Source organism: Microbacterium sp. GQ128 (assembly GCF_059758615.1).
Window position 1 is genome coordinate 1,096,226 of the sequence record NZ_JCAXDY010000001.1, and the last position, 21,065, is coordinate 1,117,290.

Annotated in this window: 20 protein-coding genes; 4 read left to right on the top strand and 16 right to left on the bottom strand. The window is 68.1% G+C overall.

The window, feature by feature from the left end; all coding sequences use genetic code 11:
* Window positions 1-80 precede the first annotated feature (80 nt).
* On the bottom strand, window positions 81-1,298 hold the full coding sequence (locus AC6CHX_RS05260; protein WP_498271895.1) for a hypothetical protein: 1,218 nt from the start codon (window positions 1,296-1,298) through the stop codon (window positions 81-83).
* Window positions 1,280-2,353, bottom strand: a complete 1,074-nt coding sequence (dapE, locus tag AC6CHX_RS05265) for a succinyl-diaminopimelate desuccinylase (protein WP_376104529.1) — start codon at window positions 2,351-2,353, stop codon at window positions 1,280-1,282. The genes AC6CHX_RS05260 and dapE overlap by 19 nt, the downstream gene beginning before the upstream one ends.
* A gap of 65 nt (window positions 2,354-2,418) precedes the next feature.
* Here dapE and dapD point away from each other — a divergent pair, with 65 nt between their 5' ends.
* The gene (gene dapD, locus AC6CHX_RS05270; RefSeq protein WP_498271896.1) at window positions 2,419-3,366 is read left to right on the top strand and encodes a 2,3,4,5-tetrahydropyridine-2,6-dicarboxylate N-succinyltransferase; all 948 of its coding nucleotides are present in this window, start codon (window positions 2,419-2,421) and stop codon (window positions 3,364-3,366) included.
* Between the two features lie 273 nt (window positions 3,367-3,639).
* The gene (locus tag AC6CHX_RS05275) at window positions 3,640-5,040 is read left to right on the top strand and encodes a DEAD/DEAH box helicase (protein ID WP_498271897.1); all 1,401 of its coding nucleotides are present in this window, start codon (window positions 3,640-3,642) and stop codon (window positions 5,038-5,040) included.
* 70 nt (window positions 5,041-5,110) lie between these two features.
* On the opposite strand, the gene AC6CHX_RS05280 is transcribed toward AC6CHX_RS05275, so the two are convergent.
* The 6 genes from AC6CHX_RS05280 to AC6CHX_RS05305 form a co-directional block, all read right to left on the bottom strand.
* The gene (locus tag AC6CHX_RS05280; RefSeq protein ID WP_498271898.1) at window positions 5,111-6,400 is read right to left on the bottom strand and encodes a citrate synthase; all 1,290 of its coding nucleotides are present in this window, start codon (window positions 6,398-6,400) and stop codon (window positions 5,111-5,113) included.
* Between the two features lie 191 nt (window positions 6,401-6,591).
* Complete coding sequence (gene dapC, locus AC6CHX_RS05285) at window positions 6,592-7,704, bottom strand: succinyldiaminopimelate transaminase (RefSeq protein ID WP_498271899.1); 1,113 nt, start codon at window positions 7,702-7,704, stop codon at window positions 6,592-6,594.
* Between the two features lie 9 nt (window positions 7,705-7,713).
* Window positions 7,714-8,034: a ferredoxin gene (fdxA, locus tag AC6CHX_RS05290; protein WP_136043573.1), complete on the bottom strand. Its 321-nt coding sequence runs from the start codon at window positions 8,032-8,034 to the stop codon at window positions 7,714-7,716.
* A 9-nt stretch (window positions 8,035-8,043) separates the two neighbouring features.
* Window positions 8,044-8,454, bottom strand: coding sequence for a histidinol dehydrogenase (locus AC6CHX_RS05295; RefSeq protein ID WP_498271900.1), 411 nt, complete (start codon window positions 8,452-8,454; stop codon window positions 8,044-8,046).
* A gap of 40 nt (window positions 8,455-8,494) precedes the next feature.
* Window positions 8,495-8,809 (bottom strand): AzlD domain-containing protein, encoded by a 315-nt coding sequence (locus tag AC6CHX_RS05300; protein WP_029262903.1) that lies wholly within the window; start codon window positions 8,807-8,809, stop codon window positions 8,495-8,497.
* Entirely contained in the window at window positions 8,806-9,528 is a 723-nt protein-coding gene (locus tag AC6CHX_RS05305) for an AzlC family ABC transporter permease (RefSeq protein ID WP_498271901.1), read from the bottom strand. Before AC6CHX_RS05305 ends, AC6CHX_RS05300 begins: the two co-directional genes overlap by 4 nt.
* A 104-nt stretch (window positions 9,529-9,632) precedes the next feature.
* Here AC6CHX_RS05305 and AC6CHX_RS05310 point away from each other — a divergent pair, with 104 nt between their 5' ends.
* Window positions 9,633-10,181 (top strand): helix-turn-helix domain-containing protein, encoded by a 549-nt coding sequence (locus AC6CHX_RS05310; protein ID WP_498271902.1) that lies wholly within the window; start codon window positions 9,633-9,635, stop codon window positions 10,179-10,181.
* Between the two features lie 3 nt (window positions 10,182-10,184).
* Here the strand turns inward: AC6CHX_RS05310 and AC6CHX_RS05315 are convergent, their stop codons facing one another.
* From AC6CHX_RS05315 to typA, 4 genes are all read right to left on the bottom strand, one after another.
* The gene (locus AC6CHX_RS05315; RefSeq protein ID WP_498271903.1) at window positions 10,185-11,810 is read right to left on the bottom strand and encodes an MFS transporter; all 1,626 of its coding nucleotides are present in this window, start codon (window positions 11,808-11,810) and stop codon (window positions 10,185-10,187) included.
* Window positions 11,807-12,853, bottom strand: coding sequence for a glutaminase A (gene glsA, locus AC6CHX_RS05320; protein WP_498271904.1), 1,047 nt, complete (start codon window positions 12,851-12,853; stop codon window positions 11,807-11,809). Before glsA ends, AC6CHX_RS05315 begins: the two co-directional genes overlap by 4 nt.
* 96 nt (window positions 12,854-12,949) lie before the next feature.
* Window positions 12,950-13,855 (bottom strand): aggregation-promoting factor C-terminal-like domain-containing protein, encoded by a 906-nt coding sequence (locus AC6CHX_RS05325; RefSeq protein ID WP_498271905.1) that lies wholly within the window; start codon window positions 13,853-13,855, stop codon window positions 12,950-12,952.
* Between the two features lie 189 nt (window positions 13,856-14,044).
* On the bottom strand, window positions 14,045-15,958 hold the full coding sequence (gene typA, locus AC6CHX_RS05330; RefSeq protein ID WP_136043567.1) for a translational GTPase TypA: 1,914 nt from the start codon (window positions 15,956-15,958) through the stop codon (window positions 14,045-14,047).
* Window positions 15,959-16,060: 102 nt separating this feature from the next.
* Here typA and AC6CHX_RS05335 point away from each other — a divergent pair, with 102 nt between their 5' ends.
* Complete coding sequence (locus AC6CHX_RS05335; protein WP_498271906.1) at window positions 16,061-16,867, top strand: CPBP family intramembrane glutamic endopeptidase; 807 nt, start codon at window positions 16,061-16,063, stop codon at window positions 16,865-16,867.
* 14 nt (window positions 16,868-16,881) lie between these two features.
* Here AC6CHX_RS05335 and AC6CHX_RS05340 read toward each other — a convergent pair whose 3' ends face one another.
* From AC6CHX_RS05340 to AC6CHX_RS05355, 4 genes are read right to left on the bottom strand one after another with little or no spacing between them, the layout of a single operon-like run.
* On the bottom strand, window positions 16,882-17,448 hold the full coding sequence (locus tag AC6CHX_RS05340; protein ID WP_498271907.1) for a PH domain-containing protein: 567 nt from the start codon (window positions 17,446-17,448) through the stop codon (window positions 16,882-16,884).
* A 2-nt stretch (window positions 17,449-17,450) separates the two neighbouring features.
* Window positions 17,451-19,124 carry a dipeptide ABC transporter ATP-binding protein gene (locus AC6CHX_RS05345; RefSeq protein ID WP_498271908.1) on the bottom strand — a complete coding sequence of 558 codons (1,674 nt, stop codon included), beginning with the start codon at window positions 19,122-19,124 and terminating at the stop codon, window positions 17,451-17,453.
* On the bottom strand, window positions 19,121-20,062 hold the full coding sequence (locus AC6CHX_RS05350) for an ABC transporter permease (RefSeq protein WP_498271909.1): 942 nt from the start codon (window positions 20,060-20,062) through the stop codon (window positions 19,121-19,123). The genes AC6CHX_RS05345 and AC6CHX_RS05350 overlap by 4 nt, the downstream gene beginning before the upstream one ends.
* Window positions 20,055-20,981 (bottom strand): ABC transporter permease, encoded by a 927-nt coding sequence (locus AC6CHX_RS05355; RefSeq protein WP_498271910.1) that lies wholly within the window; start codon window positions 20,979-20,981, stop codon window positions 20,055-20,057. The genes AC6CHX_RS05350 and AC6CHX_RS05355 overlap by 8 nt, the downstream gene beginning before the upstream one ends.
* Between the last annotated feature and the right edge of the window lie 84 nt (window positions 20,982-21,065).

The following is a 21,065-nucleotide window of genomic DNA, read 5'->3' on the forward strand; positions in this document are numbered from 1 at the left end:
CTCCGGTGGTATGGAATGAGTTTATCGGGTGTCACCGGGACCTGGAGGTCACCGGGCAACAATTAGGTCGCCCGGCGACGTCAGGGCACCTGCCAGAACGTGCTCCCGAGCGCATACACGTGGTAGATCCAGAACCATTGGCCCAGGAGACAGAGGGCCACCACCCCCACGCGCCACCACCGCGACCGCGGAACCGCGACGGCCCCCCAGAGCGGACTGAGCGGGAGCAGCAGGCGGAAGGTGCTCGACTGCGGGAAGAACACCGCAAGGAGGTACAGCAGGTAACTCGCGCTCCACAGACGCACGTCGCTGCCGAGCGCACGCACCTGGGGTGACAGAAGGAGAGCAGCTGCGGCGGCCGCGACCAGCAGCACGAGCGCCACCGGCCCCCACCACTGCGGCAGGCCCCAGAGGGCGAACCAGAACTCCGAGGCCTGAAGCCATCCCTCGAACGGGACGAACCCATCAACGCCTCCGGTGACCCAGTGCCGGCGCCACGCGAGTTCGGTCGCGAGGTAGGCACCGGGATCGCCCGTGACGATGCCCGCGATCACTTGCCAGGCGAAGCCCGCCGCGGTCGCGAGCGCCCCGAGCGCGATGATGTGCCCGACCTCCCGCCCGGAGAGCGGTTCCGCTCTGCGACGGAACCAGCGCACGACGCCGTGCAGCCCGAGGTAGAGGGCGAACGCGAGGATCCCCGGGCGCGTGAAGGCCATCACCGGGATCAGGAGGTAGAGCCGGCCGTACTCGTGTCTGATCGTCGCGTCGAGCGCGAGGAACAGCAGAAGCAGGAAGAGGGTCTCGGCATAGCCGACCTGGAACATCGCAGCGATGGGCCCGGCAGCGAAGAACACGACCGCCCAGAGAGCGGCGGACGCGCCGATACGGTCACGGAGCAGACGATGAAGCGCGAGACAGGCCAAGTATCCGGCCGCCAGCGAGATCAGGAGAGCGCCGACTCCCCACGATCCGAAGACGAAGCCCACCGCCTTCGCCGCATATGCGAACACCGGCATGAAAGCCCAGGCATTCTCGGCGACCTCGCCCGACTCCGTCCGGGGAAGCTCGGCGGGATAGCCGGACTCTGCGACCAGCCAGTACCACTGGGCGTCCCAGCCGAGGACGAAGTCGCCGAGCCCGGCGTCGGCGCCGAAGCGCGAGAACGACGTCGACAGCGACGCGGCGATGAGCAGGAAGATCGTGGTCGTCGCCCGCGCGGCGAGGTAGATGACCGCGATTTTCAGCGCGACAGGCGTCTGCGCCCACCGGCGAACCGCGCTCAGCGCGAGGTGAGCCATGCGCGCAGGCCCCGCTCCACGGCGTCGATCTGCGCGAGCGGCACCCGCTCCTCATCGTGGTGCGCGAGATGCGGGTCGCCCGGGCCGTAGTTCACCGCCGGGATGCCGAGCGCCGAGAACCGGGCGACGTCGGTCCAGCCGTACTTCGGGCGCGGCTCCGCGCCCACAGCCGCCACGAACTGCTTCGCGATCTCGGCGTCGAGTCCGGGGCGCGCGCCCTCGGCGGCATCGGTGATCTCGACATCGAAGCCGGCGAGAACCCCGCGGAGGTGCGCTTCAGCATCTGCGGCGGACTTGCTGGGAGCGAAGCGGTAGTTGACCTCGACCTCGCACGCGTCGGGGATGACATTGCCCGCGACACCACCGGCGATGCGCACGGCGCTCAGGCTCTCCCGGTACAGCAACCCCTCGACCGGCACCTCTTTGGCCCGGTACTCCGCGAGCCGGGTCAGGATCGGCGCTGCACGGTGGATCGCGTTCTCGCCGATCCAGGCGCGTGCGCTGTGCGCGCGAACGCCGGTGGTGCGCACGATCGCGCGCAGCGTGCCGTTGCACCCGCCCTCGACCTCGCCGTTGGACGGTTCGCCGAGGATCGCGAAGTCCGCCTGGAACAGGTCGGGTCGTACGGCGGCGAGCAGGCCGAGACCGTTCTTGGACGCCTCGATCTCTTCGTTGTCGTACCACATCCAGGTGATGTCGATCGCGGGATCGGTGAGCTCTGCCGCGAGCTTGAGCTGCACGGCCGTGCCCGCCTTCATGTCGACGGTTCCGCGCCCCCAGAGGTAGGGCACGCCGTCGATCTCCATGTCCCTGGTCGGCAGGTTCGCGTTGATCGGCACGGTGTCGATGTGTCCGGCGATGGCGACGCGCTGGGCACGACCGAGATCGGTGCGGGCGACGATCGTGTTCCCGTGGCGGAACACCTCGAGGTGGGATAGCGGGGTGATCGCCGCCTCGATCGCGTCGGCGAGCGTCTTCTCGTCGCCGGACACGCTCGGGATGTCGCAGATCGCACGAGTGAGATCGACGGAGGACGCGGTCAGATCGAGCACCATGGGTCAAGCCTACTTACCCCGTCATGCGTGAAGTCCCCCACCCCACGGCGCGATAGCGTGGAGGCATGAGCGACGCACGCACTGTATGGGGTATCGGCCTGACCACGATCGCCGGCGATGGCACGGTTCTCGATGCGTGGTTCCCGGACGTGCGCGCGGGAATCCTCACGGCAGACGATGCCGCCGTCTCCGCCCTCGAGCCCCTCGTCGGTGCCGATGAGCGACGGAACGTGACCGTCGAGATCATCCAGCTCCAGATCGACCTCGACGACGCTCCCGCTTCCACGGCCGACGCGTACCTCCGCCTGCACGCTCTCTCGCACCTCGTCGTGCGCCCCAACGAGCTGAACCTGGACGGCATCTTCGGCCACCTGCCGAACGTCGCCTGGACGAACGCCGGCCCGGTGCTTCCCGCCGACGCCGCCCGTCTGCGACCGCATCTCCAGCGCGCCGGCATCCAGGTGCAGGGCCTGGACAAGTTCCCCCGCCTTACCGACTACGTCCAGCCCGCGGGCGTCCGGATCGCCGACGCCTCGCGCGTGCGGCTCGGCGCACACCTCTCCCCCGGCACCACCGTCATGCACGAGGGCTTCGTCAACTTCAACGCCGGGACGCTCGGCTCCTCCATGGTCGAGGGCCGCATCTCGCAGGGGGTCGTCGTCGGCGACGGCAGCGACATCGGCGGCGGTTCCTCGATCATGGGCACGCTGTCGGGCGGAGGCACGCATCGGGTGTCGATCGGCGCGCGCACCCTGCTCGGGGCCAACGCGGGCATCGGCATCTCGCTCGGCGACGACTGCGTCGTGGAAGCCGGCCTCTATGTGACCGCCGGGACGAAGATCGTGCTGGTCGACGGCCCGGTGACTCCGGACGGCGGGCGCAAGACCGTGAAGGGCGGAGATCTCTCCGGCCAGGACGGGTTGCTCTTCCGCCGGAACTCCCTCAGCGGCGCCGTCGAGGCCGTGCGCCGCGCCGGCGTGGGCGTGACGCTCAACGAGGCTCTCCACGCCTGAGAGCCGCCTCAGCCGGCAGGTTCGACCCGCGTCCGCAGTCGACATGCAGCTGATCACATACGCGCACTGTTAGACTGACACCGTTGTGCGCACCGCCGGTGCTGCAACATCGTCGTCGTCATGGGGTCTCCGAGGACCGAAGCGAGCAGAAGCTGCTCCCACCACCAGCATGAGCTGGCATTTCGAACGGCGAACCGATGCGCAATTCCTGCGCCGTCGCCCACCTCACCCCTTATCTCGCGCCGATCACTCGTGCGCTGACGGAGTTTCTGCATGTCTACTTTCCTTGAACTCGGCGTTCCCGCCGAGCTCGCCGCCGTTCTCGCCGATTCCGGCAAGACCGAGGCCTTCGCGATCCAGCGCGACACCCTTCCCGACTCCCTCGCAGGACGCGACCTCCTCGGTCGCGGACGCACGGGCAGCGGCAAGACCATCGCCTTCGCCCTGCCGCTCGTGGCGCGCCTCGCCGCTTCCGGCGGACAGCGCCGCGCCGGCCTCCCGCGCGGACTCGTCCTCGCCCCGACCCGCGAGCTCGCGACGCAGATCGCCGCGACCATCGCCCCGCTCGCCGAGGCCGCCGGCCTGCGCGTCACGACCGTCTTCGGCGGCGTCAGCCAGCGTCCGCAGGAGCAGGCGCTGCGCGGCGGCGTCGACATCGTCGTGGCGTGCCCCGGTCGACTCGAAGACCTCATGAAGCAGCAGGTCGTGCGCCTCAGCGCGATCGAGGTCACCGTGCTCGACGAGGCCGACCACATGGCCGACCTCGGCTTCCTCCCCGGTGTCACCCGCATCCTCACCGCGACGCCGGCCGGTGGCCAGCGCCTCCTGTTCAGCGCGACGCTGGACCGCGGCATCGACACCCTCGCCCGCCGCTTCCTCTCGAACGCGGTCAGCCACGAGGTCGACGAGGAGAGCGTGCCCGTCGGCGAGATGACCCACCGCGTGCTGGTCGTCGACTCCACCGACAACAAGACCGCTCTCGTGAAGGAGCTCGCCTCCGGCACCGGTCGCCGCATCCTCTTCACCCGCACCAAGCACCAGGCGAAGAAGCTCGCGAAGCAGCTCACGGCAGCCGGCATCCCGGCCGTCGATCTGCACGGCAACCTGTCGCAGAACGCGCGTGAGCGCAACCTCGGCGCCTTCTCGGCCGCCCCGGAAGACGGTGGCGTGCGCGTCCTCGTCGCGACCGACGTCGCGGCTCGCGGCGTGCACGTCGACAACGTCGACCTGGTCGTCCATGTCGACCCGCCCGTCGAGCACAAGGCGTACCTGCACCGTTCCGGACGCACGGCCCGTGCCGGTGCCGCCGGCACCGTCGTGACCGTCGTGCTGCCCGAGCAGCGCCGCGATGTGAAGGACCTGCTCCGCAAGGCCGCGATCACCGCTCCCCTCGAAGACGTCACCACGGCGGCGATCACCGCACTGGTTCCCGAGCGCGCACCGCACGTGCGCCCGGCCCCGGTGCAGGCTCCGCAGCAGCAGCAGCGCCAGTCGTCCAAGCAGCGTCCCGCCGGCGGCGAGAAGAGCGGTGCGGCGAACCCGCCCGCACGTCGTCGTCGCCGTCCCCGCGCCGGTGGCGCCGGCGGCCAGGGTGGCGGCTACCAGGGTGGCGGCTACTCCACGCAGAGCGGCCAGTCCCGTCAGGGTGGCGGTCGCAGCTCGCAGGGTCGCTGACCCGCGGACTCCACTAGACAGAAAAGCGCCCCTTCCGCTTCGGCGGAAGGGGCGCTTTCTCGTTCAGCGCTCAGCGAGTCGGGAACGACCGCTCGGGAGACCCCGTGTACAGCTGCTGCGGGCGCCCGATCTTGGTCTGCGGGTCGAGCTGCAGCTCGCGCCACTGCGCCAGCCAGCCGGGCAGACGACCGATGGCGAACAGCACCGTGAACATCCGGGTCGGGAAGCCCATCGCCTTGTAGATGACGCCCGTGTAGAAGTCGACGTTGGGGTACAGGCGACGCTCACGGAAGTAGTCGTCGGCGAGGGCGAGCTCCTCGAGCTCCTTCGCGAGGTCGAGCAGCGGGTCGGTGACGCCCAGCGACGACAGCACCTCGTCGGCTGCGTCCTTGACCAGCTTGGCGCGCGGGTCGTAGTTCTTGTAGACGCGGTGCCCGAAGCCCATGAGCTTCACGCCCTCTTCCTTGTTCTTCACCCGCTCCACGAAACGCGAGACGCTCTGGCCGGAGTCGCGGATCTGTCCCAGCATCGTGAGGACGGCCTCATTGGCGCCACCGTGCAGCGGGCCGGAGAGTGCCTGGATGCCGGCGGAGACGGAGGCGAACTGGTTCGCACCGGTGGAGCCCACGAGGCGGACGGTCGAGGTGGAGGCGTTCTGCTCGTGGTCCTCGTGGAGCATGAGGAGCAGCTCGAGCGCCTTCGACATGACCGGGTTGACCTCGTACTCCTCGCTGTGCACACCGAAGTTGAGCTTGAGGAAGTTGTCGACGAAGCTCAGCGAGTTGTCGGGGTAAAGGAAGGCCTGGCCGACGCTCTTCTTGTGCGCGTACGCCGCGATCACGGGCAGCTTGGCGAGCATGCGCACCATGTTGAGCTCGACGTGCTCGGGGTTGTGCGGGTCGGTCTGCCCCTCGTAGTAGGTCGAGAGGGCGGCGACGGCCGACGAGAGCACCGACATGGGGTGTGCGGTGTGCGGCAGCGCCGAGAAGAAGCGCTTGAGGTCTTCGTGCAGCAGCGTGTGGCGACGGATCTTCTCGTCGAACTCCGCGAGCTCGGAGGCCGAGGGCAGTTCGCCGTAGATCAGGAGCCACGCGACCTCGAGGTAGCTCGTGGACCCTGCCAGCTGCTCGATCGGATATCCGCGGTAGCGCAGGATTCCCTTGTCACCGTCGATGAAGGTGATGTCGGACTTCGTGGACGCGGTGTTGACGAAGCCGTAGTCGAGGCCCGTGTAGCCGGTCTGCCGGGTCAGCGTCGAGAAGTCGATGCTGTCGTGCCCTGCCGTGCCGCGCAGTACCGGGAATTCGGCGGTCGTATCGCCGATCGTCAGCTTCGCCGTCTGCTCTGCCGCTGCGCTCACGCGGTCCTCCTCCTGGCGTCCGACCCCGCTGGTCGCGGTGGTATCGGACAAGATCTTGATCAAGTCGGAACTGGCGATCTCACGGCGCTGTGGCACCAGGTCGAGACACGACCGAATCGCCTTTACAGCCTAGTAGGCACACAGGCCTACTGTGACATCCGCCAAACAGATGCCCTCTTCACGGAGAAAACCTACAGAGCCGAGGCGTTGAGCCGGCGCGCGCCTTCTCGCACCCGCTCGGTGGGAGCGGTCAGCGCGAGGCGCACATGCTGCGAGGAGTTCGCACCGTAGAACGGACCGGGACCGGCGAGGATGCCGAGGTCTGCGAGGCGGCCCATCGACTCCCAGGCATCGCGCCCTTCCGTCGCCCAGAGGTACAGCCCGGCCTCCGAACCGTCGATGCGGAAGCCGGCAGCCTCGAGCGCCGGACGCAGTGCGTCGCGCCTGGTGCGGTACAGCTCCTTCTGGACGGCGACGTGCTCGTCGTCGCCGAGCGCGACCGCCATGGCGTGCTGCACGGGGGCGGGCGGCATGAGTCCGAGGTGCTTGCGCGCGGTGAGCAGCTCTCCGACGACGCGCGCGCAGCCGGCGACGAACGCGGCGCGATAGCCGGCGAGGTTCGACTGCTTGCTCAGCGAGTACACGCTGAGCAGGTTCGCCCTGCTGCCGCCGGTCACCCGAGGGTCGAGGATCGAGGGGATCGGCTCGGTCGCCCAGATTCCGTCCCAGCCCAGCTCGGCGTAGCACTCGTCGCTCGCGAGGACGGCCCCCAGCTCACGCGCACGGCGCACGGCTGCAGCGAGCTCATCGACCGTCCAGGTGCGGCCGTCCGGATTGCCCGGGGTGTTGATCCAGATGAGCTTGGTGCCCTCCGGCCACTCCGCGGGGTCGTCGGCCGGCAGGGGCGTCGCGCCGACCACTCGCGCGCCGACCTCGTAGGTCGGGTAGGCCACTCTCGGGTGCACGACGATGTCGCCCTCGCCGAGGCCGAGGAGCGTGGGTAGCAGGGCGACGAGCTCCTTGGAGCCGATCGTCGGCAGGACGTTGTCGACCCGGAGATCGGGCACTCCTCTGCGCCGCGCGTACCAGTCGACGATGGCCTCCCGCAGCGTCGGCGTGCCGACCGTCTGCGGATAGGCGTGTGCGTCGGTGGCCTCGGCCAGAGCACGGCGGATGAGTTCAGGCGTCGGATCCACCGGCGACCCCACGGAGAGATCCACGAGACCCTCCGGATGCTGCGCGGCGCGCTCACGGAACGGGACGACGGCATCCCACGGGTAGTCGGCGAGGTCGCGGACGCTCACAGAAGACGCCTACTCGCCCTGGGGCGGGAGCGCGGCGATGATCGGGTGATCGAAGTCGTAGACGCCGACCTTGGCGGCGCCACCGGGCGAACCGATCTCGTCGAAGAACTCGACGTTCGCCTTGTAGTAGTCCTGCCACTCGTCGGGCAGGTCGTCTTCGTAGTAGATGGCCTCGACCGGGCACACCGGCTCGCAGGCACCACAGTCCACACACTCATCGGGGTGGATGTACAACGAGCGTTCACCCTCGTAGATGCAGTCAACGGGGCACTCGTCGATGCAGGCGCGATCCTTGACATCGACGCACGGGAGGGCGATCACATACGTCACCCCTCCAGTCTACGACTCGTGGCGCTCGGGTTCCTGCGCGGCAGGCGCGACCGTGCGCACGGGGACGCGTGAAAAGGAGGGCCAGGCGATCACGAGCAGGACGATTCCCGCGACCAGGTAGGTCCAGATCTGTCCGCTGAGCGAGTCCGGGACGACGACGGATCCGCCGGGCCCCACACCCGAGATCAGCACCAGCATGCCGATCATGCCGAGGCCGGCTGCCACCGCGGCTCCCCGGTCGTGGGTGAGAGCGCGCACCGCGACGAGGATCGCCGCGCAGGCGATGGCGGCCACGATGAGACCGACCGGGATCGGCCCCCACATCACGCTGTGCGCGATCGTGCCGGCGATGCCGTAGACGCCGCCCACCAGAGCCGCAGCGACCCACGACAACATTCTCGACACCCAGCTCACGCGCACCCGTCGATCCTACCGGCGCCCCCTGTGACGGAGCAGTCCGTCACGAGGCGAGGCCGAAGAGCCGCAGAAGCGCCGCGACCAGTGCGGCCGCTGCCACGACCACGAGGAACGATTGCCGGAGCCACAGGAGCCCTCCCGCGACGAGCAGGGCGGGCACGCGCGCGTCCACCGTGATCGCCTGACCGTCGCCGAGGGTCTGCACCGCGACGAGGGCCGCCAGCAGCGCCACCGTGAGCAGGTCGGAGATGCGAGCAGTACGAGGTGCTTCGAGGACCTTGGGCGGCACCAGGTACCCGGCGGCCTTGAGCGCGACGCAGATGAGGGCCGCGAGGAGGATCGCACTCCACAGGCTCATGGTGCCCCCTCCGTTCCGACCCGGGCGTGATCATCCGGCGGCGTCCCGCGCCCGCCCAGCCAGTTGAACCAGCCGACGGCGATCGCGACGACGGCCGCGACCAACACCGGCAGGCCGGGCATGAGGAACGGAGTGAACGCCGCGGCGACCACGGCGGCCGCCACCCCCACCGCGATGGCCTGCCGCTGCCGGAGCCGCGGCCACAGCAGCGCGAGGAAGGCGGCTGCGGCCGCGGCATCCAATCCCCAGGTCCGGGGGTCGCCGAGCACGTCACCGACGAGCGCACCGATGAGCGTCGTGATGTTCCAGCCCACGAAGATGCCGATGCCGGTCACCCAGAAGCCCACCTGTCGCAGCCGCGGGTCGCCCTGCGAGATCGCCACGGCCGTCGACTCGTCGATCGTGAAGTGCGCGGCGGCGGCCTTGCGCACCGGTCCCCCGCCCACGATCGGCGACATGCGCATTCCGTAGGCGACGTTGCGCACCCCGAGCAGGGCGGCGGATGCGACCGCGGATGGCAGCGCCGCGAGACCGCCGGCGGTGAAGACTCCGACGAAGGCGAACTGGGATCCCCCGGTGAACATCAAAAGGCTCAGGACGCAGGTCTGCCAGACATCGAGTCCGGACGCGACGGCCAGCGCGCCGAAGGAGACGCCATAAGCGCTCGTCGCGAGCACCACGCCGAGTGCCTCGCGCCAGACCTCACGCTCGGCGGTCATCGTGCGCCCTGCGAGTCCTTGTTCGTTCCACTGAACACATGATGATAATTCTGAACACCCGTGGGTGGATAGTCAAGCGAACGAACGTTTGACATGATGAACGTATGGAAGATCTCCGCACGCGCATCGCGCGCACTCTGCGCCGAGAACGAGAGGCCGTCGGCCTGTCGATCTCCGAGCTCGCGCGCCGCGCCGACGTATCCAAGGCGACGGTGTCGCAGCTCGAGAGCGGCGCAGGCAATCCGAGTGTCGAGACTCTGTGGGCGCTCGGCGTCGCGCTCGGAGTACCGTTCGCCGTGCTCGTCGACCAGCAGACGAACGCTCCCACTCTGATCCGCGCCGACGACCTCGCCGGCGTCCCCTCCTCCGCAGCCGCGTACAGCGCCACGCTGCTGTCGGCCAGCCCTCCCGGCGCCCGCCGCGACGTCTACCTGATCCAGGCCGAACCGGGCGACGCAAGACGCTCCGACCCGCACCACGCCGGGACGATCGAGCACGTCATCCTGATCTCCGGCCAGGCCCGGATCGGACCGGTCGACGAGCCGGTACTCCTCAACCCCGGCGACTACCTGACGTACGCCGGCGACGCACCGCACATCTTCGAGGCGGCCGCCCCCGGCACGAGCGCCGTGCTCATCTCCGAACTCCGCTGAGTCTCACTCCCCGCCGCGCGCAGGCGACGGGTCGGGGATCTCGTGCGGTCGGTATTGCGGCAGCCGCGAGGCCGGGAGGATCGCCAGCGCACTGATCCCGGCGAGGAGGAGCAGGCCGAGCTTGAGCGTCCCCAGACGAGACTCCTCGTTGATGGCGACAGCGGCGTCGACTTGAGCCGGTGTCGCATCGGTGTTCTCGAGGGCGGTGCGGAGGTCGTCGTTGCTGACGAAGTTGAGGTTGTCCATGTCGACCTGCGCGACGAGCGACGGCGGCAGCTCGGGGTGCTCCACCACGGCCCGGCCGATGCTGAGCCCGAGGAGCGAGACCAGAAGCGCGCCGGCGAGGGCCGTGCCGACTGCCGACGCGAGGTTCTGTGTGGTGCCGCGCAGCGATCCGACGTCACCGGCGAGTTCGGCGGGCGCTGCGGTCACGAGCACGTTGAAGACCAGCGTGACGAGTGCGCCCTGTCCAATGCCGAAGACGATGAGGCCTGCGATCGTGGGGACCGTCTCCCAGTTGTTGGTCACGACGAACGACAGCCACACGAGTGCCACCGTGGTGAGGATGAAGCCGGCGACGCCGATCGTGCGAGGAGGGAAGCGCTTGTACAGCCGCACCACGAGCGTGGCCGTGACGAAGACCGTGAGGTTGAACGGCATCATCGCGATGGAGGTGTCGAACGGAGTGCGTCCCTGCACGATCTGGATGTAGAGCGGGATCGTGAAGTTCACGCACGCTTCCAGCGCGACCACGATGAACATCGCGTACACGGCTGCCCGTTCCCGCGAGGAGCCGAGGACGCTGAGGTCGATGAGCGGCACCTTCCCCTCTGCCATCCGCTTCCTGGTCCAGAGGAAGAACGCCTGTCCGAGGACCAGTCCCACCACGATGAAGATCGGCGCCGGAGAGAGCCCCAGCACGGAGAACGGGGCGTCGGCGGTCGCCGCGACCGCACCCCAGGAGTTCAGGTTGTTGAATCCGAGGGTCAGGAGGACGATACCGGCACCGATGAGCAGCGACGCCACCAGATCGATCCGGATCGACGCGTCGCCACGGTCTCCGCGCAGGGTGAAGCTCAGTGCGAACACGACGACGGCGATCCCGAACACGATGAAGAACATCGGCCGCCAGCCCACCAGCGTTCCCAGAGTGCCGCCGATCAGGAAGGCGCTGACACCGGAGATCGCGCGCGCCGAGCCGATCGCCCCGATGGCGGTCGCCTGCTGCGCGCCGCGGTAGTTCTCGGCGATGAGCGCGACGATCGACGGGACGATGATCGCCGCCGCCGCTCCCGCGACCGCCTGCCCGGCGATGGCCCACCACACCGTGGGTGCGAGGATCATCATCACGGACGAGGCCGCGAACAGCGCGATCACGATCCGGAAGATGACGACCCAGCCGATTCGCTGTCCGAGTTTCGCGCCGGTCATCACGAGCGCGGCGACGGCGAGACCGTACATGACGATGGTGGTGCTCGCCACAGTCGGCGGCACGCCGAACTCGCTCACCATGCCGCCGAGCGAGATCGGCAGCGCCGCGACGTTGAACGACATCAGCACCTGCGCGAGGAACAGGCTGACCATCGGCAACCACGAGGTCTTGGTGGGGCTCTGCTGCGTCTGGCTCATGGCTGCTCCCGGGTTGCGGATGAGGGTGCGATCGTGGCGGGGTTGCTCTGAGCCGGTGCGGAGGCGAACAGGTTGAGCCCGAGCACACGCGACAGGTAGCCGATGGCCATCTGGGATCGGATGGAGTTGCCGGCCTCGTCGAGACGTGGGGAGAACCCGGCCGCAGCGCCCTTGCCGGGAGCGACCGCGACGATGCCTCCGGAGACGCCGGACTTCGCGGGCAGCCCGATCTCGAACAGCCAGTCGCCGGAGCGTTCGTACAGGCCTGTCGATGCGACGACCGCGAGCGTGTCGCGGCACACCTCCTCCGAGACCACGCGCTCCCCGGTGACCGGGTTCACTCCCCCGTCGGCGAGCGTCGCTCCCATCACCGCCAGGTCATGGGCGGTCACGCTGAGGGCGCATTGGCGGGTGTAGACATCGACCACCTCGTCCGGGTCGCCCGTCAGCCGCCCGTAGCTGCGCAGCAGACGACCGAGCGCACGATTGCGGTCGTTCGTCTCCGCTTCCGACGCGTAGACGACGCCGTCGAGCCTCAGCGGACGACCTGCGAACGCCGACAGTCCCTCCCGGACACGTTCCCACTGCTCGACCGAGGTGCTCCCCGGCACGAGCGCAGTGGTGGCGATGGCTCCCGCATTGACCATCGGGTTCATCGGGTGGCCGTCGTTGAGCTCCAACGCCATCACGGAGTTGAAGGGGAGCCCGGTGTTGTTCACGCCGACGATCTCGCGCACACGCTCGTGTCCGTGTTCCTGGATCGCGAGAGCGTAGACGAACATCTTCGAGATCGACTGGATGGAGAAGGGGTGCAGGGCGTCGCCGGCATCGTGCAACCCGCCGCCGACTTCGATCACCGCCAGGCCGAAGAGCTCGGGGTCGACCTCCGCGAGCACGGGGATGTAGTCGGCGACTCGACCCCCACACTCCTGCACATAACGGGAGTGCGCATCCCGCACGATCTCCTCCACGCGATCCCACGCCGGAAGGGTGCCGGTCGAGGCGATCTGCGGGACATCTCGCCATGCGGTCGGGTCGAGCACATCTTCCTCCACGGATCGGTGACGCCCCAGCCGTCAGAGTCACCGTAGCGCTCGACGTCACCGCTGCCTAGAGGATCCTCGGATGCTTCACCGTCATCAGTACCAGTTCATCGCCTGCGAGTGCGACCAGGCGCTGCACGGGGTTCCGTACGCTGCCGAGATGTACCCGAGGCCCCAGGCGATCTGCGTGGCGGCGCTGGTCTGCCAGTCAGCTCCGGCGGATGCCATCTTGCTGCCGGGCAGAGCCTGCGGGATGCCGGTGGCCCCGCCGTCGGCGTTGTACGCCTGGTAGTTCCAGCCCGACTCCTTGGTCCACAGCGAGTCCAGGCACGAGAACTGGTCCCCGCCCCAGCCGTACCGGCTCGACATCTGCTGCTGCGCGGAGGCCTTCGCGCCCTCGACGGTGTTCGCGGACGCGAGCGCCGCGGCGGCTGCACGCTCGGCGGCCGCATGCTCTGCCGCAGCTTTGGCTGCCGCTGCGGCTGCTTCCTCCGCTGCTCGCTTCTCCTGTGCGGCGGTCAGCGCGGTGCGGAGATCCTCCGTGTCCGAGACGACCTTCGCCAGCTCCGTCTCCACGTCGTCGGTGACGACGCCCACGAGGAGCAACGGCGTCACCTCGCTGTCGGCGAGCTTGTCGATGCCGCGCTCCAACTCGGACGTGTCCACCGACGTTACGGCGCCGACGTCGAGACCGGATGCCGCGACATCGGCAGTCACCGTCTCGGCTGCCGCGACAGCGCTCCGGGCCTCCACGCGCGTGGACGAGGCGTCTCGGGTGATCTGTGCCAGGGGCTCGGCACCGGACAGTGCGGGCGCAGCGACGGCGATGGCCGGACTCATGGCGGCCGCGGCAGAGGTGGACGCAAGGCCCACGCTGAGCGTGACGCCGACCAGGGTGGCGGCGGTCACTCCGAGGATGGTCATCGGGCGGCGGGCGGTGACGGCGGCGCGGGCGGACGCCGCGTCCGAGGCGCGCCGAAGCGCACGGGTTTTCTGAAGCATCGGGTTCGACTTTCGGGTTGTCGTACGCCCTTGCAGGAGACTCATCGGGAGCTCGTCCCGGGCGCAAGCCATCGAGTCTGCATCATCAACCTGAGTGAAAACCATCCCTGACCTGGGATTTACATGAGAAGAGGGCCTCGTGCACGCCTTTCGGCGGCACGAAGCCCTCTTCTCGGAGCAGGCCCAGACTCAGGCGCTGGCGTCCTGGCGCTTCAGACGCGCGGTCTCGCGGGCGCGGGTGTTCGCGTCGAGGTTGACCTTGCGGATGCGGACGACCTCGGGCGTGACCTCGACGCATTCGTCGTCACGCGCGAACTCGAGGCTCTCCTCCAGCGTCAGCTGGCGCGGAGGCGTCATCGACTCGAAGGTGTCGGAGCTCGCCGCACGCATGTTGGTGAGCTTCTTCTCCTTGGTGATGTTCACGTCCATGTCGTCGGCGCGGGAGTTCTCGCCGATGACCATACCCTCGTAGACCTCCTGCGTGGGCTGCACGAAGAACGACATGCGCTCCTGCAGGGCGATCATGGCGAACGGGGTGACGACACCCTGACGGTCAGCCACGATCGAGCCGTTCTGACGCGTCGTGATGGAGCCGGCCCACGGCTCGTAGCCGTGGGAGATCGCGTTCGCGATTCCGGTGCCGCGGGTGGTGGTGAGGAACTCGCTGCGGAAGCCGATCAGGCCGCGCGACGGCACGATGAACTCCATGCGGACCCAGCCGGTGCCGTGGTTCGTCATGTTCTCCATGCGGCCCTTGCGGTTCGCCAGCAGCTGGGTGATCGCGCCGAGGTGCTCCTCCGGCGTGTCGATCGTGAGGTGCTCGAACGGCTCGTAGGTCTTGCCGTCGATCTTCTTCGTGACCACCTGCGGCTTGCCGACGGTGAGCTCGAAGCCCTCGCGGCGCATGTTCTCGACGAGGATGGCGAGGGCGAGCTCTCCGCGGCCCTGCACCTCCCAGGCATCCGGGCGTCCGATGTCGACGACCTTGAGCGAGACGTTGCCGATGAGCTCCTTGTCGAGGCGGTCCTTCACCATGCGAGCCGTGAGCTTGTGGCCCTTGACCTTGCCCATCAGCGGCGAGGTGTTGGTACCGATCGTCATCGAGATGGCGGGGTCGTCGACCGTGATGGCCGGCAGCGGACGCACGTCCTCGGGGTCGGCGATGGTCTCGCCGATCGTGATGTTCTCGAAGCCGGCAATGGCGACGATGTCGCCGGGGCCGGCGGAGTCGGCCGGGTAGCGCTCCAGGGCACGGGTCTTCAGGAGTTCGGTGATGCGCGCGTTCTGGTGCGTGCCGTCGGCGCGGACCCAGGCCACGGTCTGGCCCTTCTTGAGCGTGCCGTTGAAGACGCGCAGCAGTGCGAGACGGCCGAGGAACGGGCTGGAGTCGAGGTTCGTGACCCAGGCCTGCAGCGGGTGCTCGTCGTCGTAGGCCGGAGCGGGCACGTGCTCGAGGATCGCCTCGAACAGCGGCTCGAGGTCGTCGTTGTCGGGCAGCGAACCGTCCGCAGGACGGTTCTGCGATGCGGCGCCGGCACGACCGGAGGCGTAGACCACCGGCACGTCGAGAAGTGCGTCGACGTCGAGGTCGGGCACGTCGTCGACCAGGTCGGAGGCGAGACCCAGCAGCAGGTCGTGCGCCTCCTCCTCGACCTCGGCGATGCGCGCGTCGGGACGGTCGGTCTTGTTGACCAGCAGGATGACCGGCAGCTTCGACTCGAGCGCCTTGCGCAGCACGAAGCGGGTCTGCGGCAGCGGGCCCTCACTGGCGTCGACCAGCAGCACGACACCGTCGACCATGGACAGGCCGCGCTCGACCTCGCCACCGAAGTCGGCGTGGCCGGGGGTGTCGATCACGTTGATCGTGATCTCCTTGCCGCCGGCGTGCTTGCCCTTGTACGTGATCGCCGTGTTCTTGGCGAGGATCGTGATGCCCTTCTCACGCTCCAGGTCGTTGGAGTCCATGGCGCGCTCATCGACGTGGGCGTGCTCGCCGAAGGAGCCCGTCTGACGCAGCATGGCGTCGACGAGAGTCGTCTTGCCGTGGTCGACGTGGGCGACGATTGCGACGTTGCGGAGGTCAGAGCGAAGGGCGTGCGCCATGCAGGTGTCCTAAAAGAGTGTGGGGTTTCGCCGGGAAGCCGACGTTCCAGGATAACGCAAGCTCAGGGCGTGTTCCTGAAAACAGGTCGTAGCATCGAGATCGTGACCCGACCGCAGGCCTCCGGAGAACTTCCCGACCTCTCCCCCGCGCCCTCCCGCGCACGGCTGTGGTGGGAGATCGCGATCGTCCTGGCGCTCGGGCTCGGCCAGTCCGCCGTGTACGCGATCGTGCAGCTCGCCTACCGCCTCACGGACGAGATCCCGATCGCCGATCAGGTCGCGAAGCTGAATCCCTCCCGCAGCGACCGGGAGGTCTTGGACCTCATCTATCAGGTGCTCGCGATCGGGTTCTCCCTCGTCCCCGTGCTGCTGGTGTGCTTCCTGCTCTGGCAGTCACATCGTCCACATCTGGGACGTCTGGGGCTCGACGGCACCCGGACGGGGCGCGATGTCGGCCGCGGCATCCTGCTGGTCCTGGCGATCGGTGTGCCCGGAATCGGTCTCTACCTCGCCGGCCGCGCGCTCGGGCTCACCGTCGCGATCGACCCCGCCGGCATCGACGCCTACTGGTGGACGGTGCCCGTCCTGCTGCTCGCTGCGGCGCGCGCCTCCCTCCAGGAGGAGTTCGTCCTGCTCGGGTATCTCTTCACCCGGCTGAAGCAGCTCGGCTGGGGACCGTGGTCGATCATCATCGGCACATCTGTTCTGCGCGCCAGCTACCACCTCTATCAGGGCTATCCCGCGTTCTTCGGGAATCTCGCCATGGGGTTGCTGTTCGGCTGGCTTTATCAGCGCTCAGGACGCCTGATGCCGTTCCTGGTGGCGCACTTCCTGATCGATGCCGCCGCGTTCGTGGGCTACCCGTGGGCGGCGGCGATGTGGCCCGACCTGTTCGGGCTACCGGGCTGAGCGGAGGTTCGCGGTCAGCCCGCGTTGGCCACGAGCACGGCCAGCACGGCCCACACGACGATCACACCGAGCGCGATGAGGGCAGGAAGGTCCCAACTGCGTCGGATCGGGGCGTCCGCCGTGGCGGGGGCACTCTCCCACCGGTCACGGATCTCGGTCATGTCCCGCAGACCCGTCGGGGCCTTCGGCTCCTCATCCCTGCCGGCGCGGGCACGCGGTTGTCGCGCGCGAGCGGGACCTCCGTAGCAGGTGATGTCGGAGCCGTCATCGAGCGAGAACACGAGCTGCCACTTCAGGTCGACATCCCGCACGCGGCTCCACCCGAAGGTCGTGCGCCGCAGCATGTTCTGCACGGTGCCACCCGCGTCGTCGATGCGGACGAATGAGACGAAGGCGACCTCGTAGACGACCCAGAGCGCGAGAAGCACCCAGGGGGCGAGGAGCAGCATCTGTCCCCAACCGGAACGCAGCACGGCGTCGCCCAGCAGGAACAACGCCAGCAGCGAGCACCCGATCGCGAAGACCGGGCCGGAAGCCGCACGGAATTTCCGTACGGCTCCCGGCCCTGAGTCGTTCGACACGGTCAGCGTCCGCCGAGCGGGATCGATGCTCCCGGGATCGCCTTGAGGAGGCGATCGGTGTACTCCTGCTGCGGATTGGCGAAGATCTCGTCGACAGTACCCTGTTCGACGACCTTGCCGCTCTCCATGACACACACGAGATCGCTGGACACTCGCACGACCGCGAGGTCATGCGTGATGAACAGATACGTGAGGTTCAACTCCGACTGCAGTTCGGCGAGCAGCTGCAGGATCTGGTCCTGCACCAGCACATCGAGCGCCGACACGGCCTCGTCGAGCACCACGATGTCGGGCTTGAGCGCGAGCGCACGCGCGATCGCGACGCGCTGCCGCTGACCACCGGAGAGCTCGTTCGGGTATCGCGTGGCGAGTGTCCGCGGCAGCGCGACCTGGTCGAGGAGCTCTTCTACGCGTGCGCGCCGAGAGACGTTGTCTCCCACACTGTGGATCTGCAGGGGCTGCGAGATCGTGTTCCCGATGTTGCGGAGCGGATCGAGCGACCCGTACGGGTCCTGGAACACGGGCTGCATGCGGCGACGCAGTCCGAACGCCTGGGCGTTGGACAGCTTCGAGACGTCTTGACCATCAATCTCGATCGTGCCGCTGGTGGGCTCTTCGAGCTTCAGCAGCATCTTCGCGACCGTGGACTTGCCCGATCCCGACTCGCCGACCAGGGCGAGCGTCTTGCCACGAGGGATCTCGAAGGACACGTGATCCACCGCACGGAAGGCTTCACTGCGGAAGTTCCCCTGGCGGATCTTGTAATCCTTGGTCAAGCCTTCAACCCGCACCGTGGGCGGGATGGCGGCGAGGTCGGCGGCGGTCTCGATGCCCCGGTCCTCGACGACAGCCTGGATGCGCTGCGACGCCACGCTGGGCGCCGCTCCCACCAGCCGCTTGGTGTACGGATGCTGCGGGTTCTCAAGGATCTGCCTGCTCGGACCGGCCTCGACGATGTTGCCGTTGCTCATCACGATGATCTTCTCGGCACGCTCGGCCGCGAGGCCGAGGTCGTGCGTGATCAGGAGCACCGAGGTGCCCTTGTCGCGCGTGAGGGTGGCCATGTGGTCGAGGATGACGCGCTGCACCGTGACATCGAGGGCCGAGGTCGGCTCATCCGCGATGAGGAGCTTCGGGTCGGCCGCGAGACCGATCCCGATCAGCGCGCGCTGACGCATACCGCCCGAGAACTGATGCGGGAACTGGTGCAGACGCCGCTCGGCATCTGCGAGACCTGCCTGCTTCAGCACCTCGATCGCGCGCGCCTTCACGGCATCCCGCCCATGCGCGATCCCATTCGCGCGGATCGCCTCCTTCACCTGGAAGCCGATGCTCCACACCGGATTGAGGTTCGACATCGGGTCCTGCGGGACGAAGCCGATCTCGCGGCCGCGAACGGCCTCGATCTCACGACGCCCGAGGGTCGTCAGCTCGCGTCCGTCGAGGGTGATCGAGCCGTTCGTGATCGTGCCTGTCCCGGGAAGCAGGTTCACGATGGCGCTGGCCGTCGTGGACTTGCCCGATCCCGACTCCCCCACGATGGCGACGGTCTCGCCGGGGAAGATGTCGAAGCTCGCACCGTGCAGGACTTCCCGGTCCCCCTCCTGCGTGCGGAACGCGACCTTCAGGTCGCGCACGCTCAGGAGTGGAACTCGTGCGGTTTCACGTTCGTTCATCGCCGTGCCCTCGCTCTCGGATCGATGGCGTCTCGGATGAGCTCGCCGAGGGTCACGAACGCGAGCACGGCGAGCGTGAGCGCGATCGACGGATAGATGAGCGCCATGGGCGCCACCCGGAGCGACGACTGCGCCGCACTGATGTCGTTGCCCCAGGACATCACGCTGCTTCCGAGTCCGACGCCGAGGAACGACAGGGTCGCCTCGGCGACGATCGACGCGGCGAGGGCGAGGGTCGATACGACCAACAGCGGCGCCATCGAGTTCGGGATCACGTGTGACATGAGACTGCGGAACTTCGAGAGTCCCACCGCCCGCGCGGCGACGATGAAGTCCGCCTGCCGAACCCTCAGAACCTCGGCACGCACGACGCGCGCGGTGGACGCCCAGGCGAAACCACCGATCGCGAGCGCGAGAACAGGCACGGAGCGGTACTGCGAGAAAGCCGTCATGACGACCACGGCCGCGAGGATGTACGGGATGGCGAAGAAGATGTCGCCGATGCGCGAGAGCACAGCGTCCAGCCAACCGCCGTAGAACCCGGCCAGCGCACCCATGATGAGTCCGACGATCGAGCCGATCGCGGTCGCCAGCAGACCGACCGAGAGCGAGGTCTGGGCGCCCCAGACGATCCGCGAGTAGATGTCGCAGCCCTGGAAGGTGTAGCCGAGGGGGTGACCGTCCGCGGGACCAGCGTTGCTGTACTGAAGGTCACAGGTTCGCGGGTCGACCGAGGTGAACAATGTCGGCCACGCCGCCATCAGCACGAAGAACAGCGCGAGCACGACGGAGAACCAGAACAGCGGGCGACGCCGCAGGTCGGTCCAGGCGTCGCGCCACAGGTTGCGCGGCTTCTCGGCGACGCGCACGGCGTCGACGGCGATGGTCTCCGTCTCGACCGGTGCGACGTAATGGTTGTGCGTTGTGGGGTCAGGCATAACGGATCCTTGGGTCGAGCAGACCGTAGAGCAGGTCGATGATGAGGTTGACCAGGACGTACAGGATCACGAACACGGTGACGAAGGAGACCACGGTGGGGCCCTCGTTGCGGATCGCGGCGTTGTAGAGGGTGTTGCCGACGCCGGGGACGTTGAAGATTCCCTCGGTCACGGTCGCACCCACGAGGAGGACACCGAAGTTCGTCGCCGAGTTGGTGATCACCGGGATCAGCGAGTTTCGCAGCACGTGCACCGGAATCACCCGACCTCGGGAGAGGCCCTTGCTGTAGGCGGTGCGCACCCAGTCCTGGTTGAGCGTGTCGATCACGGAGCTCCGCATGAGGCGCATGCTCACGGCGTAGAGGCTGAACCCGAGCACGATGGCCGGCAGCCACAACCCGCCCCAGTCGTTGTCGGAGCCCACGGTCGGCTTGAACCAGCCGAGCTTGATCGCGAGGAAGTACTGCGCGAGGAATGCCACGACGAAGATCGGGATGGCGATCGCGACGAGCGCGACGCCGAGCATCGTGTGGTCGAAGATCTTGCCCTTACGCAGCGCCGAGATCGTGCCGATGATGATCGAGAGCACGAACTCGATGGCGATCGCCATGACCGCGAGGCGACCGGTGACCGGGAGAGTCTCCGCGAGCACCTCCGACACCGGGCGGCCGGAGAAGGTGTTGCCGAGGTCGCCCTGGAACACACCGGTGATGTAGTACCAGTACTGCACGATGAACGGGTCGTTCAGGTGGTACTGCTCACGCAGCTGTTCCACGACGGCCGGGTTCGGGGTGCGGTCACCGAACAGGCCGAGGATCGGGTCGCCGGGCATGGCGAAGACGAGGAAGTAGATGAGCAGGGTGGCCCCGAAGAAGACCGGGATGACCTGCAGGAGACGTCTGAGAATGTAACTGAACATCTGTAGTCCTGTGAGGAGAGGGCGGTGGAGCGTGACGAACACAGCCTGTGAGGCGGTGACGACGAATCGTCACCGCCTCACAGA